General features: G+C 70.6%; 15 protein-coding genes. 8 read left to right on the top strand and 7 right to left on the bottom strand.

What is annotated here, in order from left to right:
- Positions 1–7 precede the first annotated feature (7 nt).
- From nuoL to ACI2K4_RS14400, 4 genes are all read left to right on the top strand, one after another.
- Positions 8–1,948: an NADH-quinone oxidoreductase subunit L gene (nuoL, locus tag ACI2K4_RS14415; RefSeq protein WP_404511283.1), complete on the top strand. Its 1,941-nt coding sequence runs from the start codon at positions 8–10 to the stop codon at positions 1,946–1,948.
- Complete coding sequence (locus ACI2K4_RS14410; protein WP_404511281.1) at positions 1,948–3,492, top strand: NADH-quinone oxidoreductase subunit M; 1,545 nt, start codon at positions 1,948–1,950, stop codon at positions 3,490–3,492. Before nuoL ends, ACI2K4_RS14410 begins: the two co-directional genes overlap by 1 nt.
- Positions 3,489–5,057 (top strand): NADH-quinone oxidoreductase subunit NuoN, encoded by a 1,569-nt coding sequence (gene nuoN, locus ACI2K4_RS14405; protein WP_404511279.1) that lies wholly within the window; start codon positions 3,489–3,491, stop codon positions 5,055–5,057. The genes ACI2K4_RS14410 and nuoN overlap by 4 nt, the downstream gene beginning before the upstream one ends.
- Positions 5,058–5,138: 81 nt before the next feature.
- Positions 5,139–6,170 carry a polyprenyl synthetase family protein gene (locus tag ACI2K4_RS14400; protein WP_404511277.1) on the top strand — a complete coding sequence of 344 codons (1,032 nt, stop codon included), beginning with the start codon at positions 5,139–5,141 and terminating at the stop codon, positions 6,168–6,170.
- A 250-nt stretch (positions 6,171–6,420) separates the two neighbouring features.
- Here ACI2K4_RS14400 and ACI2K4_RS14395 read toward each other — a convergent pair whose 3' ends face one another.
- Entirely contained in the window at positions 6,421–7,287 is an 867-nt protein-coding gene (locus ACI2K4_RS14395) for a DUF3152 domain-containing protein (RefSeq protein ID WP_404511275.1), read from the bottom strand.
- Positions 7,288–7,331: 44 nt separating this feature from the next.
- Between ACI2K4_RS14395 and ACI2K4_RS14390 the strand changes: the two genes are divergently transcribed.
- The gene (locus ACI2K4_RS14390; protein ID WP_404511273.1) at positions 7,332–7,553 is read left to right on the top strand and encodes a hypothetical protein; all 222 of its coding nucleotides are present in this window, start codon (positions 7,332–7,334) and stop codon (positions 7,551–7,553) included.
- Here the strand turns inward: ACI2K4_RS14390 and ACI2K4_RS14385 are convergent.
- A complete protein-coding gene (locus ACI2K4_RS14385) occupies positions 7,528–8,334 on the bottom strand; it encodes a hypothetical protein (RefSeq protein WP_404511271.1) in 807 nt (268 codons plus the stop codon). The two genes, ACI2K4_RS14390 and ACI2K4_RS14385, sit on opposite strands and share 26 nt — an antisense overlap.
- Positions 8,331–8,894, bottom strand: a complete 564-nt coding sequence (locus ACI2K4_RS14380; protein ID WP_404511269.1) for a SigE family RNA polymerase sigma factor — start codon at positions 8,892–8,894, stop codon at positions 8,331–8,333. The genes ACI2K4_RS14385 and ACI2K4_RS14380 overlap by 4 nt, the downstream gene beginning before the upstream one ends.
- A gap of 239 nt (positions 8,895–9,133) precedes the next feature.
- Here ACI2K4_RS14380 and ACI2K4_RS14375 point away from each other — a divergent pair, with 239 nt between their 5' ends.
- Positions 9,134–9,916 (top strand): IclR family transcriptional regulator, encoded by a 783-nt coding sequence (locus tag ACI2K4_RS14375; protein WP_404511267.1) that lies wholly within the window; start codon positions 9,134–9,136, stop codon positions 9,914–9,916.
- Positions 9,917–9,995: 79 nt separating this feature from the next.
- Here ACI2K4_RS14375 and ACI2K4_RS14370 read toward each other — a convergent pair whose 3' ends face one another.
- Positions 9,996–12,131: a PhoX family protein gene (locus ACI2K4_RS14370; protein WP_404511265.1), complete on the bottom strand. Its 2,136-nt coding sequence runs from the start codon at positions 12,129–12,131 to the stop codon at positions 9,996–9,998.
- A 249-nt stretch (positions 12,132–12,380) separates the two neighbouring features.
- On the opposite strand from ACI2K4_RS14370, the gene ACI2K4_RS14365 reads away from it, so the two are divergent.
- A complete protein-coding gene (locus tag ACI2K4_RS14365) occupies positions 12,381–12,896 on the top strand; it encodes a sigma-70 family RNA polymerase sigma factor (RefSeq protein WP_404511827.1) in 516 nt (171 codons plus the stop codon).
- Entirely contained in the window at positions 12,897–13,607 is a 711-nt protein-coding gene (locus ACI2K4_RS14360; protein ID WP_404511263.1) for an anti-sigma factor family protein, read from the top strand.
- A 16-nt stretch (positions 13,608–13,623) separates the two neighbouring features.
- On the opposite strand, the gene rarD is transcribed toward ACI2K4_RS14360, so the two are convergent.
- From rarD to eccE, 3 genes are all read right to left on the bottom strand, one after another.
- The gene (rarD, locus tag ACI2K4_RS14355; protein ID WP_404511261.1) at positions 13,624–14,544 is read right to left on the bottom strand and encodes an EamA family transporter RarD; all 921 of its coding nucleotides are present in this window, start codon (positions 14,542–14,544) and stop codon (positions 13,624–13,626) included.
- Between the two features lie 77 nt (positions 14,545–14,621).
- Entirely contained in the window at positions 14,622–15,008 is a 387-nt protein-coding gene (locus tag ACI2K4_RS14350) for a phage holin family protein (protein WP_404511259.1), read from the bottom strand.
- A gap of 34 nt (positions 15,009–15,042) precedes the next feature.
- Positions 15,043–16,902: a type VII secretion protein EccE gene (gene eccE / locus ACI2K4_RS14345; protein ID WP_404511257.1), complete on the bottom strand. Its 1,860-nt coding sequence runs from the start codon at positions 16,900–16,902 to the stop codon at positions 15,043–15,045.
- Positions 16,903–16,929: the final 27 nt, after the last annotated feature.

Raw genomic sequence — 16,929 nt, 5'->3', positions numbered from 1 at the left:
CCCTCGAGTGGAAGAGACTGTGGAGTACGCCCAGGCCACGGGGCTACTGAGCAGCGTGTGGCTGCTGGTGGCCATCCCGCTGGCCAGCGCGGCGATCCTCCTGCTGCTCGGCCGACGGGCCGACCGGTGGGGTCACTGGCTGGGCGTGGCGAGTATCGGCGCCGCCTTCGTGCTTGGCCTGACCTATTTCTTCCAGCTGCGCGGCCTGGACAACAAGTCCGTCGAGAGCAGCCTCTGGGAGTTCATCTCGGTCGGCAACTTCAAGGTCGACTTCGGCCTGCTCTTCGACCCGCTGTCCGGGGTCTTCGTGCTGCTGATCACCGGCGTGGGTTTCCTGATCCACGTGTACGCGGTCGGCTACATGGAGCACGACCCGGGCCGGCGTCGATTCTTCGCGTACTTCAACCTGTTCGTCGCCGCGATGCTCATGCTCGTGCTCGGCAACAACTACGTGATGCTCTACTTCGGCTGGGAGGGCGTCGGTCTGGCGTCGTACCTGCTGATCTCCTTCTGGTACGTCCGCCCGTCGGCGGCCACCGCCGGTAAGAAGGCGTTCCTGATGAACCGGGTCGGCGACGCCGGCCTGGCGATCGCGATCTTCATCATGTTCGCCACCTTCGGCACCACCCAGTACAACGAGGTCTTCAACGGGGTGATCGGCGGCGTCGACGCCGGCACCCTGGCCGGTGGCACCGTGCTGGCGATGGGGTTGCTGCTGCTGCTCGGCGCGGCCGGCAAGTCCGGCCAGTTCCCGCTCCAGGCATGGTTGCCGGACGCGATGGAGGGCCCGACCCCGGTCTCCGCGCTGATCCACGCCGCGACCATGGTCACCGCCGGTGTCTACCTGATCGCCCGGTCGAACCCGATCTTCTCGGCCGACCACACGCTGCAGACCGTGGTGGTCAGCGTCGGCGCGCTCACCCTGCTGATGGGCTGCATCATCGGCGCGGCCAAGGACGACATCAAGCGGGTGCTCGCCTGGTCCACGGTGAGCCAGATCGGCTACATGTTCCTCGGCGTCGGGCTCGGCGGCGGGGCGTACGCGCTGGCCATCATCCACCTGCTGGCGCACGGCTTCTTCAAGGCCAACATGTTCCTCGGCGCCGGTTCGGTCATGCACGGCATGAAGGACCAGGTCGACATCCGCCGCTTCGGCGGGCTGGCCAAGTACATGCGGATCACCTGGCTCACCTTCGGCGCCGGCTGGCTCGCGATCATCGGCATGTGGCCGTTCTCGGGCTACTTCTCCAAGGAGCCGATCATCGCCGCCGCGTTCGAGCGGCACGGCTGGACCGCCTGGCTGTACGGCGGGGCAGCGCTGCTCGGCGCCGGTCTCACCGCGTTCTACATGACCCGGCTGTTCGTACTCACCTTCCACGGCCCGAAGCGGTGGACCGAGGACATCGAGCACCCGCACGAGTCGCCCGCGGTGATGACGATCCCGCTGATCCTGCTCGGCATCGGATCGCTCGGCGCCGGTGCGCTGCTGGCCACCTCCGTACCGGACTGGCTGGCTCCGGCCGTGCTGCCGGAGGCGGAGGAGGGTGCGCACGGGGTGCTCTCGCACGGCGTGATCACCACGCTCTCGCTGGTGCTGACCGTGCTCGGCGCCGCCCTGGCCTGGCTGCTGTTCCGTAAGGGCACCGCGCTGCAACAGCAGCCGGTCGGCCCGGTGGTACGGGCGGCACGGCGCAACCTCTACACCGACGCGTTCAACGAGGCGGTCTTCGAAAAGCCCGGCATCTTCCTCACCCGGGCCCTGGTCTACCTCGACAACCGCGGCATCGACGGGCTGGTCAACGGACTGGCCGCGGCGGTCGGCGGCGGCTCCGGCCGGCTGCGCCGGCTGCAGACCGGGTTCGTCCGGTCGTACGCGATGTCGATGCTCACCGGCGCCCTGCTGGTGGTGGCGGCGTTCCTGGCCCTGCAGATGGGATGGCTGGCCTGATGGAGGATTTTCCCTTCCTCTCCGTACTGACGCTGGCGCCGCTGGTCGGTGCCCTGGTCGTGGCGTTCCTGCCACGCAGCCAGCCGGAGCTGGCCAAGCGGGTCGCGCTCGTCTGGTCGCTCGGCGTACTGGTGCTCTCGATCTTCATGTGGGTGGCCTTCCAGGCCGACGGTGACCGGTTGCAGTTCCGCGAGTCCTACTCCTGGATTCCGCGCTGGGGCGTCAACTTCACCTTCGCGGCCGACGGCATCGCGTTGGTGATGCTGATGCTGATCGCGATCCTGGTGCCGCTGGTGATCCTGGCGAGCTGGCACGACGCGGACAAGTCGAAGCGCTCGGTGCCGGTCTACTTCGCGCTGCTGCTGCTGCTCGAGTGCACGATGATCGGCGTCTTCGCCGCCGCCGACGTGTTCCTGTTCTACGTGTTCTTTGAGGTCATGCTCGTCCCGATGTACTTCCTGATCGGGAGCTACGGCGGGCACCAGCGCCAGTACGCCGCGGTGAAGTTCTTCCTGTACTCGCTCGTCGGCGGTCTGTTCATGCTCGCCGCGGTGATCGGTCTCTGGGTCGTCGGCGGCAAGACCTTCGACTGGGCGACGCTGCTCCAGACGCTGCCGAGCATGGACATCTCCACCGGCACGGAGCGCTGGCTCTTCCTCGGCTTCTTCATCGCCTTCGCGATCAAGGCACCGTTCTTCCCGTTCCACACCTGGCTGCCGGACGCCGGTGGCGCCGCCCCGGCCGGCTCCGCCGCGCTGCTCGTCGGCGTGATGGACAAGGTCGGCACCTTCGGCATCCTGCGCTACTGCCTGCCGCTCTTCCCGGAGGCGTCTCGCTGGTTCGCACCCTGGGCACTGGCCCTGGGCGTGATCGGCATCATCTACGCGGCGCTGCTCGCGGTCGGCCAGAACGACCTGAAGCGGCTGGTGTCGTACACCTCGATCGCGCACTTCGGCTTCATCGGCGTCGGCATCTTCGCCTTCACCACCCAGGCCGGCACCGGCGCGGTGCTCTACATGCTCAACCACGGTCTCGCCACCGGCCTGCTCTTCCTGGTGGTCGGCATGTTCGTCGCGCGTCGCAACTCGGCGCTGATCAGCGACTTCGGCGGGGCCGGCAAGCTGGTCCCGGTGCTGGCCGGGGTGCTCTTCTTCGCCGGTCTGGCCTCACTGGCCCTGCCCGGCACGGCCCCGTTCATCTCCGAGTTCCTGGTGCTGATCGGCACCTACACGGTGAACAAGCCGGTCGCCATCATCGCCACCGCCGGCATCATCCTGGCCGCCGCGTACGTGTTGTGGATGGTCCAGCGCACCACGCAGGGCACCCTGAACCCGGCCCTGACCGAGGTCGAGGGCATGCGACATGACCTGAACCTGCGGGAGAAGGTCGTCGTCGCACCACTGATCGCGCTCATCCTCGTGCTCGGCTTCTACCCGAAGCCGGTCACCGATGTCATCAACCCCGCCGTCAAGGCCACGATGGAGAACGTCGGCAAGTCCGACCCCGCTCCGACGGTCGGGCACCTTCCGGAGGCCGCGAAATGAACACGCTGCAGTTGCCCTCCATCGACTACGCGGCCCTCGCGCCGATCCTGATCCTGGTCGGAGCGGCCTGCGTCGGGATCCTGGTCGAGGCGTTCGTCCCGCGCCGCCTCCGGCACGTGGTGCAGCTCGTCCTCGGCCTGGCCGCCCTGGTCGCCGCCCTGATCGTGGTGGTGCTGGAGCGGACCACCCAGACGGTCACCGCCGGTGCGGCGGTCGCCGTCGACGGTCCCACGCTCTTCCTCCAGGGCGGGATCATCGTGCTCGCCGCGATGGCCCTGCTGATGATCGGTGAGCGCACGCTGGAGCACGGCGGCCCCTTCGTCGCCCACGCGGCGGTCACGGTCGGCTCCGAGGAGGACCGCCGGCAGGCGGCCGAGGAGGGCGGGGCGACCGAGGTCTTCCCGCTGACCATGTTCGCGGTCGGCGGCATGCTGCTCTTTGTCGCCGCCAACGACCTGCTCACCATGTTCATCGCGCTCGAGGTCTTCTCGCTGCCGCTGTACCTGCTCTGCGCGCTGGCCCGCCGTCGGCGGCTGCTCAGCCAGGAGGCCGCGCTCAAGTACTTCATGCTCGGCGCGTACGCCTCGGCATTCTTCCTCTTCGGCATCGCGCTCACCTACGGCTTCACCGCCGGTGTGACCAACGGTCGACCGGGTGACGAGCCGGGCGGCGTCGACTTCGCCACCATCAGCAACGCGGTCACCGAGTCGTCGAACAGCCGGATCCTGCTGGTCGCCGGCATCGCCATGATCGCCATCGGGCTGCTCTTCAAGGCCGCCGCCGCGCCGTTCCACGTCTGGACCCCCGACGTCTACCAGGGCGCGCCGACCCCGGTCACGGCCTTCATGGCCGCCTGCACCAAGATCGCCGCCTTCGGTGGTCTGCTGCGGGTGCTCTACGTGGCGTTCGCCGGGGCGGCCTGGGACTTCACCCCGGTCCTCGGCGCGGTTGCCGTACTGACCATGCTGGTCGGTGCGGTGCTGGCGGTCACCCAGACCGACATGAAGCGGCTGCTCGCGTACTCCTCCGTGGCGAACGCCGGTTACCTGCTCGTCGGTGTGCTCGCGCTCACCCGGGACGGCCTCTCCAGCACGATGTTCTACCTGGTCGCGTACGGCTTCACGGTGATCGCCGCGTTCGGCGTGGTGAGCCTGGTCCGGGACGCCGACGGGGAGGCCACCCACCTGTCCCGCTGGGCCGGTCTGGGGCGCCGCTCGCCGCTCTTCGCCGGGCTGTTCACGTTCCTCCTGCTGGCCTTCGCCGGCATCCCGCTGACCAGTGGCTTCACCAGCAAGTTCGCGGTCTTCGGGGCGGCGCTGGACGGCGGGGAGACCTGGCTGGTGATCGCCGGTGTGCTCACCAGCATGATCCTTGCCTTCCCGTACCTGCGGGTGGTCGTCATGATGTGGCTCTCCGAGCCGGGCGAGTCGACCCCGACGGTGTCGATCCCGGGCGGGCTCACCTCGGCCGCGCTCACCATCGGCGTGGTCGCGACGCTCGCCCTCGGCGTGGTGCCGGCACCGCTGCTGGACCTCGCCAACGGCGCCGCAGAATTCGTCAAGTGACCAGGATCACCGCCCAGCGCCCGTATCCGCAGACGATGGTTGCCGACCGCCCCCAACCAGGGGTGGTCGGGCCGGTGTGGCATGGTTGAGAGCGTGGGGAGACCGGCGGACGGCCTGACGGGAATTGGGCTCGACTTTGTCGACGCGGAAGTCGAGGCGTCGGCCCTGGCGGTCCTCGGTTCGGTCGAGACCGAGCTGTGGGCCAGTGTGGCAAGCGCCGACCCGCTGGTGACGGAGGCGGCGCGGCACCTGGTGGAAGCCGGTGGCAAGCGGTTCCGGCCGCTGCTGGTCGCGCTCGGGGCCCAGTTCGGTGACCCCACCTCGCCACTCGTGGTGCCGGCGGCGGTGGTGATGGAGCTGACCCACCTCGCCACGCTCTACCACGACGACGTGATGGACGAGGCCGCCGTCCGCCGAGGCGCCCCCAGCGCCAACTCGCGCTGGACCAACTCGGTCGCGATCCTGGTCGGCGACTACCTGTTCGCCCGTGCCGCCGACATCGCCGCCGACCTCGGCCCCGAGGCGGTGCGCCTCCAGGCCCGTACCTTCGCCCGGCTGGTGCACGGACAGATCGCCGAAACCGTCGGCGTACGGGCCGGCGAGGACCCGGTGGCCCACTACCTGAACGTGATCGGCGAGAAGACCGGCTCCCTGATCGCCACTTCGGCCCGCTTCGGCGGCATGTTCGGCGGCGCTCCCCAGGCGCACATCGAAGCGCTGGCCGGCTACGGCGAGACGATCGGGGTGGCGTTCCAGCTCTCCGACGACCTGCTCGACATCGCCTCGGAATCGGTGCAGTCGGGCAAGACGCCCGGCACCGACCTGCGCGAGGGCGTGCCGACCCTGCCGGTGCTGTACGCGCTCGCCTCCGACGACGCCGACGCCGCCTCCGTACGCCTGCGTGAGATCCTCTCCGCCGGCCCGGTCACCGACGACGCCCTGCACGCCGAGGCGCTCGGGCTGCTGCGCGAGTCGCCGGCCCTCAAGCGCGCCCGTGAGACCGTTCGCAGCTACGCCGAGGACGCCCGTGAACAGCTCTCGGCACTGCCGGACTGTTCCGCCCGGCTGGCTCTCGAATCCCTCTGCGACTTCATCGCGGACCGGACGAGCTGAGCCGCGCCGACTTCTTCCTCATCGCGGACCGGACGAGCTGAGCTGCGCCGACCTCTGCTTTATCGCGGACCGGACGAGCTGAGCCGCGCCGACTTCGTCGACGCGGCTCGCGTGGTGCTGGCTGGCTCCGCGACGCCCTGGTCCTCTTGATCACGAAGAGTTCGGCCGGCTGTGACGAGCCAAACCCTTCAGGATCATCGGCGAGGCCGAATCATCGGCGAACAACAGGGGCGGGGCGGCGCCCGGTGGTTCAGTTCGGGTCGGGAATGGGGTCGTTGTACTGGCCGGAGCGGCCGGCGTAGAACTTCCCGTTCTGCATCGGCCACGGGTTCGGCTTGCAGCCGTGCATGCCGAGGGTCTGCTGCTGCATCACGGGTGCGAGCTTGCCGGGGCCGGGGCAGAGCTGGTGGCCCTGTCCGAGCCGGTGGCCGACCTCGTGGTTGATCACGTACTGCTGGTAGTCCGCCAGGGGAGCGCCGTAGTTCGGGACGCCGTGTGCCCAGCGAGCCACGTTGATCACGACCGAGTTGCCGTTGCGGCACGAGGTGTAGCGGTCGAATCCCTCGTCGCAGAGCTGGTCCCGGGTGGCCGGCGTGGCGAGGTAGATGGTGAAGGCCGCAGACTCGTTCGGGCCGACCCGTTGCAGCCGCCAACGCCCGTCTCCGGTCCAACTGCGCTTGTCACCGAGGGTGGCGACCGCCACGTCGGCGAACTCCTCCGGAGTGATCCCCGCGATCCCGTTCTCGACGGAGATCCGGAACCGCAGGAGCTGGCCGGAGGTGCCGAGGACCGGGCTGCGGCCGCCGGCCGTACGCCAGGTGCGAGGGCCGACCATCGGGTAGGTCACCGGCTCCGGCGGCACGGCGGCCGAGGGGGACGGCGAGACGCCGACGGCGCTGGCGGCCGTCGAGGGGGAGGCGATGCCGCCCGAGGGCGTCACGTTGGCGGCGTGCCCGCGTGGCGCGTCGGCCAGGGACGGGGCCGGGAAGCCGCCGAGCGCCTCGACCACCCCGGCGACGCCGACCGCGAGGCCGAGCACCGCGATCACCGTGGCGGGTACCAGTAGGCGGCGGCGCTTGGACGGCCGACGGCGTGCTCCGGTACGGCGGGCGGGCATGGCGGGCTCCTCGGGGTACGGGCGACCGGCGCTGGTGCGCTCTCGTGTTCGCGTTCTGTCTCGTGTTCGCGTTCTGTCTCGTGCTCGCGGTCTGTCTCGTGCTCGCGTTACGTGTCGTGGTGGTGTTCTGTCTCGTGTTCGTGCTCGCGTTACGTGCCGTGCTGGTGCTCTGTCTCGTGCTCGTGTTACGTGTCGTGCTGGTGCTCTGTCTTGTGTTCGCGGGCGGTGCCGGGCCGGCACCTAGGGGAGCAGGGCCGGATCGGTGATCAGATCGGCGATCTGCCGGTCCGGCAGTACCGCGCGGCCGAGTGCGTACACGCCGGGGCGTGGCTGGCCGCCCTGGTAAAACGTGATCATCACGCCGCCGGTGACGTAGGTGGCCTCGTCCACCGAGCCTGTCACGGGACTCCAGCTACCGACCCGTACCGGGGTGCCGTTGGTGGCGGTCACCACCCGACAACTCTGCTCGTCGGAGTTGACCCGGGTGGCGCAGAGGTCGCCGGTCGTCGGCACGCCGCTCGGGACCCAGTCGGTGACCCGGACGCTCAGCACCGCCGCCCGGCCGTCCAGCTGTACCTCCACGCTTGCCGAGTACATGTCCTTGCCCGGTCGGGAGGGGTTGCGCCAGGCTGTGTCGCGCAACGAGTAGCTGCTGTCCCCCGGCCCGGGGACACTGTCCTGATTCGGCAGCGTATAGCCCCTCGGTACGGCGGCGACGAGCCGGTCCATCAGCGCCAGTGCCCGGACCTGGTAATCGGTGGACGGGCCGGTCGGCGGTGGTGGTCCGGTGGGCGGCGGGGGCATCGTGGTCGACGGGAGCACCACCGGTGCGGCGGGTAGTGCCGCCGGTGGCCGTCCGGGGAGGAACAGGGCCAGACCGGCGACACCGCCGAGGGCCGCCACGGTGGCGAGCGTCTGACCGATCCGTCGGCGGCGCAGCACCCGCGCGTTACGGAAGAGCACGTCGTCGACCGGTAGTTGGATTCCGGGCGGCGGACCGTCCCCGACGGCCCGCGAAAGCAGCTCCCGGATCGGCGTCTCGGTCATCGGATCTCCTCCTTCGGAACCAGCGCCAGCGCGTCGGTCGGGCCCAGCGCCAGCGAGCCGAGTCTCGAGCGCAGGGTCGCCAGCGCCCGGTGCGTGTGTGTCTTGACCGCGCCCCTGGTGATTCCGAGCAGGTCGGCGGTCTGCTCGACCGACATGTCCTCGAAGAAGCGCAGCACCAGGGTGGCGCGCTGCCGGTCGGGCAGGCCGGCGAGCGCGTCGAGCAGCACCAGCCGGTCCTCGGTACGGGTGGCGGCGCCGTTGTCGTCGGCCGGCTCGCGGGGAAGTTCGCGTACCGGGTCCTCCCGCCGCCAGCCGCGTCGCCGTTCGCTGAAAAAGGTGTGCATCAGCGTGCGGTGGGCGTACTGGTCGAGGTGTTCGTACCGGTAGATCCGGGGCCAGGCCAGGTAGAGCTTGGTGAAGGCGGCCTGGACCAGGTCCTCGGCCAGGTGCCAGTCGCCGCAGAGCAGGTAGGCGGTGCCGCGCAGGCGGGTTCCCCGGGCCAGGTAGAAGTCACGGAAGCCCTGGTCACGCGCGGCGGCCGGGTCCTTGGCCGTGCCCATCCCCGCTCCCTCCTGCTGTACGGGGATAGAACGCGGCGGGTGTCCCGACCGGTTGACGTGATCCCGCCCACTTCCGGGCAACCGACACGGGGAGTGTGCCGGGGTGGGCCGAGTGGAGGAACTTACCGTGTCTGTCGCTGCACGCAGTGTCGCTGTAGATCTGGCATCCTCGATCCGAACGGGCATTTCGTAGTCGGCGGATTTTTCATATGGTGTAAGCCCCAGCGGCGGAGGTGGTTGTGCGCGACCCTCTGGCGGAACCTTCGGACCTGATCCGTAGCGTGTCGCGTGCGCTACGTGTCCTCGAAGCGGTCGGACGCGCCCCGAAGGGCTTGACCGTGAAGCAGATCGCGCGGCGGTGCGAGCTGACCGTGGCGACCACCTACCACCTCGTACGCACCCTCGCGTACGAGGGTTACGTAATCCGGCGTGAGGACGGCACGTACATCGTCGGCCTGGAGGTGGCCGACCGCTACCGCGAGTTGGTGACCGCGTTCCGGGGACCGCCGGTGGTCGGCGAGTCGCTGCGGCGGGCGTCGGCGGACAGCGGTTACAGCCACTTCCTCGGTCGCTTTGTCGGTGGCCAGGTGGCGGTGACGGCGGTGGCGGAGGGTCCACGGTCGCCGTACCTGGAGGATCTGGTGCCCGGCTTCGACGAGGGGGCGCACGCCACGGCGCTGGGCAAGGCCCTGCTGGCCACGCTCACGCCCGAACAGCGCTTCCGCTACCTGCGGGAGTACGGCATGCGTCCGTTCACCACCGCGACCCTGACCGCGACCGACACCTTCGAGGCCGACCTGACCGCCGGTGACCGGCGCGGAATGCACCTCGAGTTGGGGCAGTACCGCCAGGGGGTGGCCTGTGCCGCCGTCGTGGTGTCGCCGGACAAGGACATGGAGCGTCGGGTCGTACTGGCCTGCGCGTTGCCGGCCGCGGAGATGATGACCTCCGCGCGGGTGGTCCGGGCCAAGCTGCTGACCGTGGCCCGGTCGGTCGCCGACGGGCTCGCCACCGAGACCTGAGCCCCCCGGGTGTAAGGAAGGGCCCCTTATTAACGCTATGCGTTAATAAGGGGCCCTTCCTTACAAAAACCGGAGGCGGTCAGCTACCGACCGGGCCGCCGTCCAGGCGCCAGGTGACGACAACGCCCGGCTTGGCGAAGTCGCCGTCCGGCCAGTTCGAGGCCGGCTTCTCGATCGACGCGCCGCTGATCTCGCCCGGGTGCTGTACGGCGACGAACACCGAGCGGTTGTCCGTGCTGATGAACGGGCCGCAGGTCTCGGCGCCGATCGGCACGGTCAGGAACTGCTTCAGGTGGCCCTTCTCCGGTCCCTCGATCGGGGTCGCGAAGAGGCCGTCGTTGCTGCCCAGCGCGTTGCCGTCGGTGGAGATCCAGAGGTTGCCCGCGCCGTCGAAGGCCACGTTGTCCGGGCAGGAGATCGGCGAGACCTGGGTCTTGTCGTACCCGGCGAAGAAGGTCGACGGGTCGGTCGGGTCGCCGCAGACGATCGGGAGCGACCAGGCGAAGTTCTCGCCGGTGTGGTCGCCCTTGTCCTCGACGATCTCCAGGATCTGGCCGTGCTTGTTCGCGTTGCGCGGGTTCGCCTCGTCGACCTTCGGGTTGCTGCCGACACCACGGTTGGTGTTGTTGGTCAGCGCCACGTAGATCTTGCCGGTGACCTGCGACGGCTCGACGTCCTCCGGCCGGTCCATCTTGGTCGCGCCGACCGCGTCACCGGCGAGCCGGGTGAAGGTGAGCACGTCCGCCGCGGTCATGCCGGGGACGTACGAGGTGTTGCCCCGGACCAGCTTGATCCAGCGGCCCCGGCCGTTGAACGCGCCGTCGGTCGGGAGCTTGCCGGAGCCGTCGATCTCGTCCGCGCTGGTGTAGTCGAGCTTGGCGACGTAGAGCGTGCCGGACTCCAGCAGGGTGAGGTTGTGCTGCCGGGCAGTCCAGGAGTTGCCCTTGATGTACTTCTTGTCCGACACGAACTTGTACATGTAGTCGAACCGCTCGTCGTCACCCATGTACGCGACCACGTGGCCGGACTTGGCGATGATGACGTTCGCGCCCTCGTGCTTGAGCCGGCCGAGAGCGGTGTGCTTGCGGGGCTTGGCCTCCGGGTCGAGCGGGTCGACCTCGACCACCCAGCCGAACCGGTGCACCTCGTTCGGGTTCTTCGCCAGGTCGAAGCGCTCGTCGGCACGGTCCCACTTGCGGCTGCCGCTCGGGTAGCGCTCGGTGGTCGGGATGCCGTAACGGGCCAGCTTCGGCTTGAGCGCCTCCGGGGCGCCGTTGCCGCCGACGAAGTACTGGTTGAAGTTCTCCTCGCCGGAGAGGACGGTGCCCCACGGGGTGACGCCGCCGGCGCAGTTGTTGAGCGTACCGATGGCGACCATGCCGCGCGGGTCCGCCGCCGTCTTCAGCCAGGCCGAGCCGGCCGCCGGGCCGGTGAAGTCGAACCGGGTGTTCAGCGCGGTGATCCGCCGGTTGTACGGCCGCTTGCCCGAGCGAACCAGCTTCCACTCACCGGTGCCGCCGACCCGCTCCACCTCGACCACGGAGAGGCCGTGGGCGGCGATGGTGGCCCGGACCTGCTCGACGGTGAGCGCGTCCAGCGAGGTGAAGCCGGGGAACATCAGCTCCTCGTTGGTGTACTCGTGGTTGACCACGAGCAGTGCCTTCTCGCCCTTGCGGTCCAACGGCAGGACGGCGACGAAGTCGTTGTTGTAACCGAACTGCTTCGACTGCCGGGCAGCGGTCTGGTGGTGGACGTCCAGCTCGGGCGCGTCCGGCGCGACCGGGTCGCCCCAGCGGATCACCACGGAGTGGTCGTAGCCGTTCGGTACGACCAGCGTGTCGAGCCGGTTCGGCGGGATCGACTTGAAGGTCAGGGCGCCGTTGCCGGCCGGGGGCTTGCGGGCGGTGAAGGACTCGACGTCCGGCAGTGCCGGGGTCGCGCCCTCGCCGGGCGCGGCGAGGGCGGGGGCGGCACCGGCCAGCGCCCCGGCGGCCGCGCCACCGAAGCCGAGCACGAGGGCACCCACGGCGCCGGCCCGGACCACTCCGCGACGGGTGACCTCCGCCTTGACGACGTCGCCGAAGTACTCGTTGTCGGACTCGTTCGGTACCGGGTGGTCGCAGGCGTTACCGCAGCGGTAGAGGCAGGTCATGGCGCTGCGGCCGCCATGACCGGTCGGCCCGAGCAGGGGGAGCAGCCGGGGACGGTCGTTCATATGGAGTGGCCTCCTTGGCTGGTTCACATAGGTGTCGGGTGTCCACACACCACGTTTCGGCGAACGAGACGCGGGCGGGGCCTGAGCGGCACGCTAGGAGTGCGCCGTGAGCGGCTTTCGGCGCCGTGGTGAACCTCACATGAACAACGGCAGCCTGCGGGCGTCTGAACCGTTCGGGTTCGGGCTGCGTGAAACAGTGCGCAAGGGTGTCGGAGGGCCGACGCCGGGTGCGGCAGCGAGGGGGTTGCCATCAGCGACCGGGACGCCGAGTTGCTGCGCGCGCTGCACGACGAGCACGCGGAGGCGCTCTTCGCGCACTCGCTGCGCCTGGTCAACGGTGACCGACAGCGGGCCGAGGACCTGGTCCAGGAGACCCTGCTGCGGGCCTGGCGCCATCCGGAGGCACTCGACCCGCAACGCGGCTCGGTCCGGGCCTGGCTCTTCACCACCGCCCGCAACCTGGCCATCGACGCGTGGCGCAGGCGGAACACCCGGGTCGGCGAGGTGATCACCGACGACCTGCCGGAGCCGCCGCAGTTGCTGGACGAGGCGGACCGGGCGGTCGAGGCGTGGATGGTCGCCGAGGCGCTCGCCCGGCTCTCCCCGACCCATCGTGAGGTGCTGGTGGAGTGCTTCTACCAGGGCCGGTCGGTGGCGGAGGCGGCGGCGCGGCTCGGCGTACCGCCGGGCACGGTCAAGTCGCGAACGCACTACGCGCTGCGGTCCCTGCGGTTGGTACTGGCGGAGATGGGGGTGACCCAATAGATGAGCGAGCGCGACGAGCGGTGTGAGTTTGCCTTTGACGACGGCGCGTACGTGTTGGGCGCGCTCTCCCCGGCCGAGCGGGCCGCCTACGAGCGGCACCTCGCCGGCTGTCCCGCCTGCCGGGAGGCGGTCTCCGAGATCGCGGCCCTGCCGGGTCTGCTCGGCCGACTGGACGCGGACGGTCTGGCGCGGATCACCGGGCATTCGCCCACCGTGGAGTCCCGGCTACCCAGCCTGCTGACGGCCGCCGGGTCGGCACGGTCGCGGGAGCAGCGAAGGACCCGACTGCGGTACGCCTCCGTCGCGCTCGCCGCCGCCTGCCTGGCGGTGGTGGTCGGGATCGGCGCGGCCTGGCTCGGCGCCCCCGGCACGCTGCCCGGAACCGACCTGCGGGTACGGATGGTCGCCATGCAGCCGGTCGCGGGCGCGGTGCCGGTCAGTGCCGAGATCGGACTGAACGGAACCCAGTGGGGCACCAAGGTCACCATGCACTGCTCGTACGGTGCCCGTACCGGCTACCACAAGGCGTACACGTTCCGGCTGATGGCGTACGGCCCGGACGGCGCGAGCGAGCAGGTGGGCTCGTGGCTGGCCGCTCCCGGGGACGAGGTGACCTTCACCGGGGCGACCCGCTTCTCCGGCGCGGACCTGGTCCGGCTGGAGGTGCTCCGGGTCGACGGCACCCCGCTTCTCGGCTACGACGTCCGCTGACCCGTGAGGCGGTCGCTCAAACAGGTTCGGTGGCCGGGGTGACCGCGACGGCGGTGCGGGCAGGTCGGCGGGCGTGCCGGATCGCGTCGACGGTGAAGACGATCAGTGCCACCCAGACCAGCGCGAAGCCGGCCAGCCGGGCCGGTGGCATCGGCTCGTGCCAGACCAGCACGCCCAGGACCAGTTGCAGCGACGGCGTCATGTACTGCAACACCCCGAGGCTGCTCAGCGGCAGCCGGTTCGCCGCCCCGGCGAAGAGCAGCAGCGGGATCGCGGTGGCCGCACCGGCCAGCACCAGCAGCACCGTGTGCCCGGCCGAACCGGTGCCGAAGCTCGACTCGGAGCGCCAGGTGAGCCAGCCGAGATAGGCCAGGGCCGGGACCGCGAGCAGGCTGGACTCGACGAAGAGCCCCTCGGCTGCCGGCAACCCCAGCCGCTTCTTCAACAGGCTGTACCCGCCGAAGCTGAGCGCCAGGGTGAGCGCGATGTAGGGCGGCTGACCGTAGTCGACGGCGAGGACCACCACGGCCAGCCCGCCGACGCCGAGTGCGCTCCACTGCGCCGGGCGCAGCCGCTCGCCCAGCACGGTCACGCCGAGCAGGACCACGACCAGCGGATTGATGAAGTAGCCGAGGGCCGTTTCCACCACCCGGTCGGCGTTCACCCCGTAGATGTACGTGCCCCAGTTGACCGCGATCAGCACGGCCGCGACGGCGATGCCGGCGAGCAGCCGGGGCCGGCGAACCAGGCTCCGCAGGAACGCCCAGTGACGGGTGACGGCCAGCAGCAGCGCGACGAAGACCACCGACCAGATCACCCGGTGGGCCAGGATCTCCACCGGACCCGACGGCCGGAGCAGTTTGATGTAGAACGGGAAGAATCCCCAGAGCAGGTACGCGCTGACCCCGTAGAGATATCCCACGCGGAGCTGGTTCACGTCCTCACCGTAAGGGGCGGGCTCGTTCGCGGCTCCTTAGCAGTGACCGGCGTCACCGGCCTTGTCGACCCGACGGATCAGTCCCGGTTGGTGACCATACCGAGCACCCAGGTGAAGACACTCACGAAGAGCGCGCCGAGTACGGCCGCCGGCCAGAAGCCGTCCACCGCGAACGGCAGGTCGAACTGACCGGCGATCCAGCTCGTGAACTGGAACAGCAGCCCGTTCACCACGATCGCGATGAGCCCGAGGGTGAGCAGGTAGAAGCCGCAGCCGAGGGTCTTGATGACGGGTTGCAGGACCCCGTTCACCACCCCGAAGATCACCGCCACCAGGAGCAGGGTGAGCACCGCCTCGCCGACCGAGTCCGTACCCAGGGTGATGCCCGGGATGAAGAGGGTCGCCAGCCAGAACGCGAGCGCGGTGGTGGCGAGTCGCAACAGCAGGCCGGTCAGGAAATCCATGCCGGCGATGGTGCCACGATCGGTCCAGCGGTGGTCAGCCCCGGGTCGGCGGGCCGATCAACTGGACCTCGATCGGGGTGGCCGAGAGCAGCGCCCAGCGCAGCACCCGGCGGCTCACCACCCCGATCATGTCGCCCCGGATCCGGGTCAACCACTCCGCCGAGTCGCCGAGCCCGAGCGCGACCCCGGCCAGCGTCGCCTCGTCCGGCCGCAACGGTTGCAGGATCACCAGGTCGGCGCGGGAGACCGCGTCGGAGTCGGCCGGGGTGAGCCCGTCCCGGACCACCAGGTTGGCCTGCCAACCCGGTCCGGGTTGGGCGTCGGCGTTGACCGCCCCGACGTCGACGACGACCAGCAGCGGATGCAGTGGGCTCCCCGGCGGTCCGGCGACCGGGCGACCCGGCGGGATGAGCGCGACGCTCTCGCCCGGTGTGCTCACCGCCCGTACGAACGGCTCCCACGCCCGGGGGCGGGCGGTCTGCACCACCACCCGGGCGCCGAGTGCCATCGCCCGCAGCGCGACGAGTTGCGCGGCCGGCACGCCCCCGATCAGCAGCACCCGGGTCGCCTCGGCCCGGAAGAGCCGTACGGTGACCGCCGAGCCGTGCCGGTTCGCGCCGATCATCAGCCCGGCGCTGCCGAACGGCAGGTCGAGCAGGTCCGCCATCGCCTCGGGTGACCGGCCGTCGGGCGGCGGGGTGGCCGTACCGAGTGGGAGGGTGGCGCCGAGCCCGTCGAGTTGCTCGCCGTCCAGCCGCCGCCCGGTGGCGTTCTCGGCGGAGAGGAGGCGGCGCAGCGCCTGGATGGCGGTGGAGAGCGCGGCCGGGTGCTCGGCGGCCAACCGTACGGTGAGATCCACCGGGACCGGGTCCGCCGCGCCGAGCCTCGGCCCGGCGCTGACCGAGACCGTGGTCGCCGAGGCCGGCAGCGCGAGCAGTCGGGGCACCAGTCGCCGGGCGCTCTCCGAGCGCGGGTCGGGCCAGCGGCGCAGCCGGAAGACGGTCTGCGACAACCCGCCCAGCCGCACCGCCGGCCAGCTCTCCCGGGCCGGTTGCGCGCCGTCGTGGTGGGCCAGTTCCCCGAGTACGCCGAGCGTGGCGCGGTCACCCAGCGGGCGGGCCGGGACCGGGCCGAGCCGCTTGCGTACCTTGCGGACGGTGCTGGAAAGTGCCCGGCGCAGGTCCGACTCGGACCAGCCCTCGGCGCGCAACACCCGGACCGCCAGCAGCGCGCGCTCGTGGCCGAGCAGCCGCCCGTCGGTGAGCTGCCGGTACGAGGTCGCCGGGGTGCCACCACCGGCGCTCAGGGTCGGGGCCGGCGCGCCGGTCAGGACGAGTTGGATCCGGATCGGCGGAGTCTGGGCGGTGGCCGCCGGCAGCAGGCTCGCCGGGCCGGGGAGCGGTTGGGACGTGTCGGCGAGCAGCCCGGTCGGATCACCGAGTTCGAGTACGGCGGTCAGCCCGTACCCGTCGCTGACCACCGCGGCCGTGTCACCGTCCAGTTCCGCCGCGACCACCCGCGCGCCCGGCACGAGCAGGTCGAGCAGGGCGGCCGGCTCCGCGTCCGGCGGAAGGGTGTGCCGGCGCAGCAGGTAACGGGTGCCGACCCCGATCCACTCGAACAGCCAGCGGCGGCGCAGCCGGAGCCAGGCGGTCAGCACCAGCAGGACGGCGCAGAGGATGGCTGCGGTGAGCGCCAGCGGGCCGCGCCCACCGGCGGCGAGCAGCAACGCGAGCGCGACCTGGACGGCCACCACCTGCCCGGCCCGGACCCCGGAGCGGGCGCGGCGGACCTGTCCGGGCGTGCTGGCGAAACCCGGACCGGGGTCGGTGCTCGGGCCGGTCCGGTTCGACCCGCTGGTACGGGCCACGTCAGCCGCCACACCCACTGTCACCGCGATAGCCTCCCGTACGTGGGCCGC

Source organism: Micromonospora sp. NPDC050397 (genome assembly GCF_044901685.1).
Classification (GTDB): Bacteria; Actinomycetota; Actinomycetes; order Mycobacteriales; family Micromonosporaceae; genus Micromonospora_G.
The sequence above is the reverse complement of the archived record's forward strand: the minus strand, read 5'-3'. Positions and strand labels throughout refer to the sequence as shown.

Bases quoted from the DNA above. Each gene is read 5' to 3' on its own strand.
- ACI2K4_RS14370 (WP_404511265.1), bottom strand. From the start codon at position 12,131: ATGAACGACCGTCCCCGGCTGCTCCCCCTGCTCGGGCCGACCGGTCAT.
- ACI2K4_RS14380 (WP_404511269.1), bottom strand. From the start codon at position 8,894: ATGGGCACGGCCAAGGACCCGGCCGCCGCGCGTGACCAGGGCTTCCGT.
- ACI2K4_RS14350 (WP_404511259.1), bottom strand. From the start codon at position 15,008: ATGGATTTCCTGACCGGCCTGCTGTTGCGACTCGCCACCACCGCGCTC.
- ACI2K4_RS14400 (WP_404511277.1), top strand. From the start codon at position 5,139: ATGGTTGAGAGCGTGGGGAGACCGGCGGACGGCCTGACGGGAATTGGG.
- ACI2K4_RS14385 (WP_404511271.1), bottom strand. From the start codon at position 8,334: ATGACCGAGACGCCGATCCGGGAGCTGCTTTCGCGGGCCGTCGGGGAC.
- ACI2K4_RS14395 (WP_404511275.1), bottom strand. From the start codon at position 7,287: ATGCCCGCCCGCCGTACCGGAGCACGCCGTCGGCCGTCCAAGCGCCGC.
- nuoN (WP_404511279.1), top strand. From the start codon at position 3,489: ATGAACACGCTGCAGTTGCCCTCCATCGACTACGCGGCCCTCGCGCCG.
- ACI2K4_RS14360 (WP_404511263.1), top strand. From the start codon at position 12,897: ATGAGCGAGCGCGACGAGCGGTGTGAGTTTGCCTTTGACGACGGCGCG.
- ACI2K4_RS14410 (WP_404511281.1), top strand. From the start codon at position 1,948: ATGGAGGATTTTCCCTTCCTCTCCGTACTGACGCTGGCGCCGCTGGTC.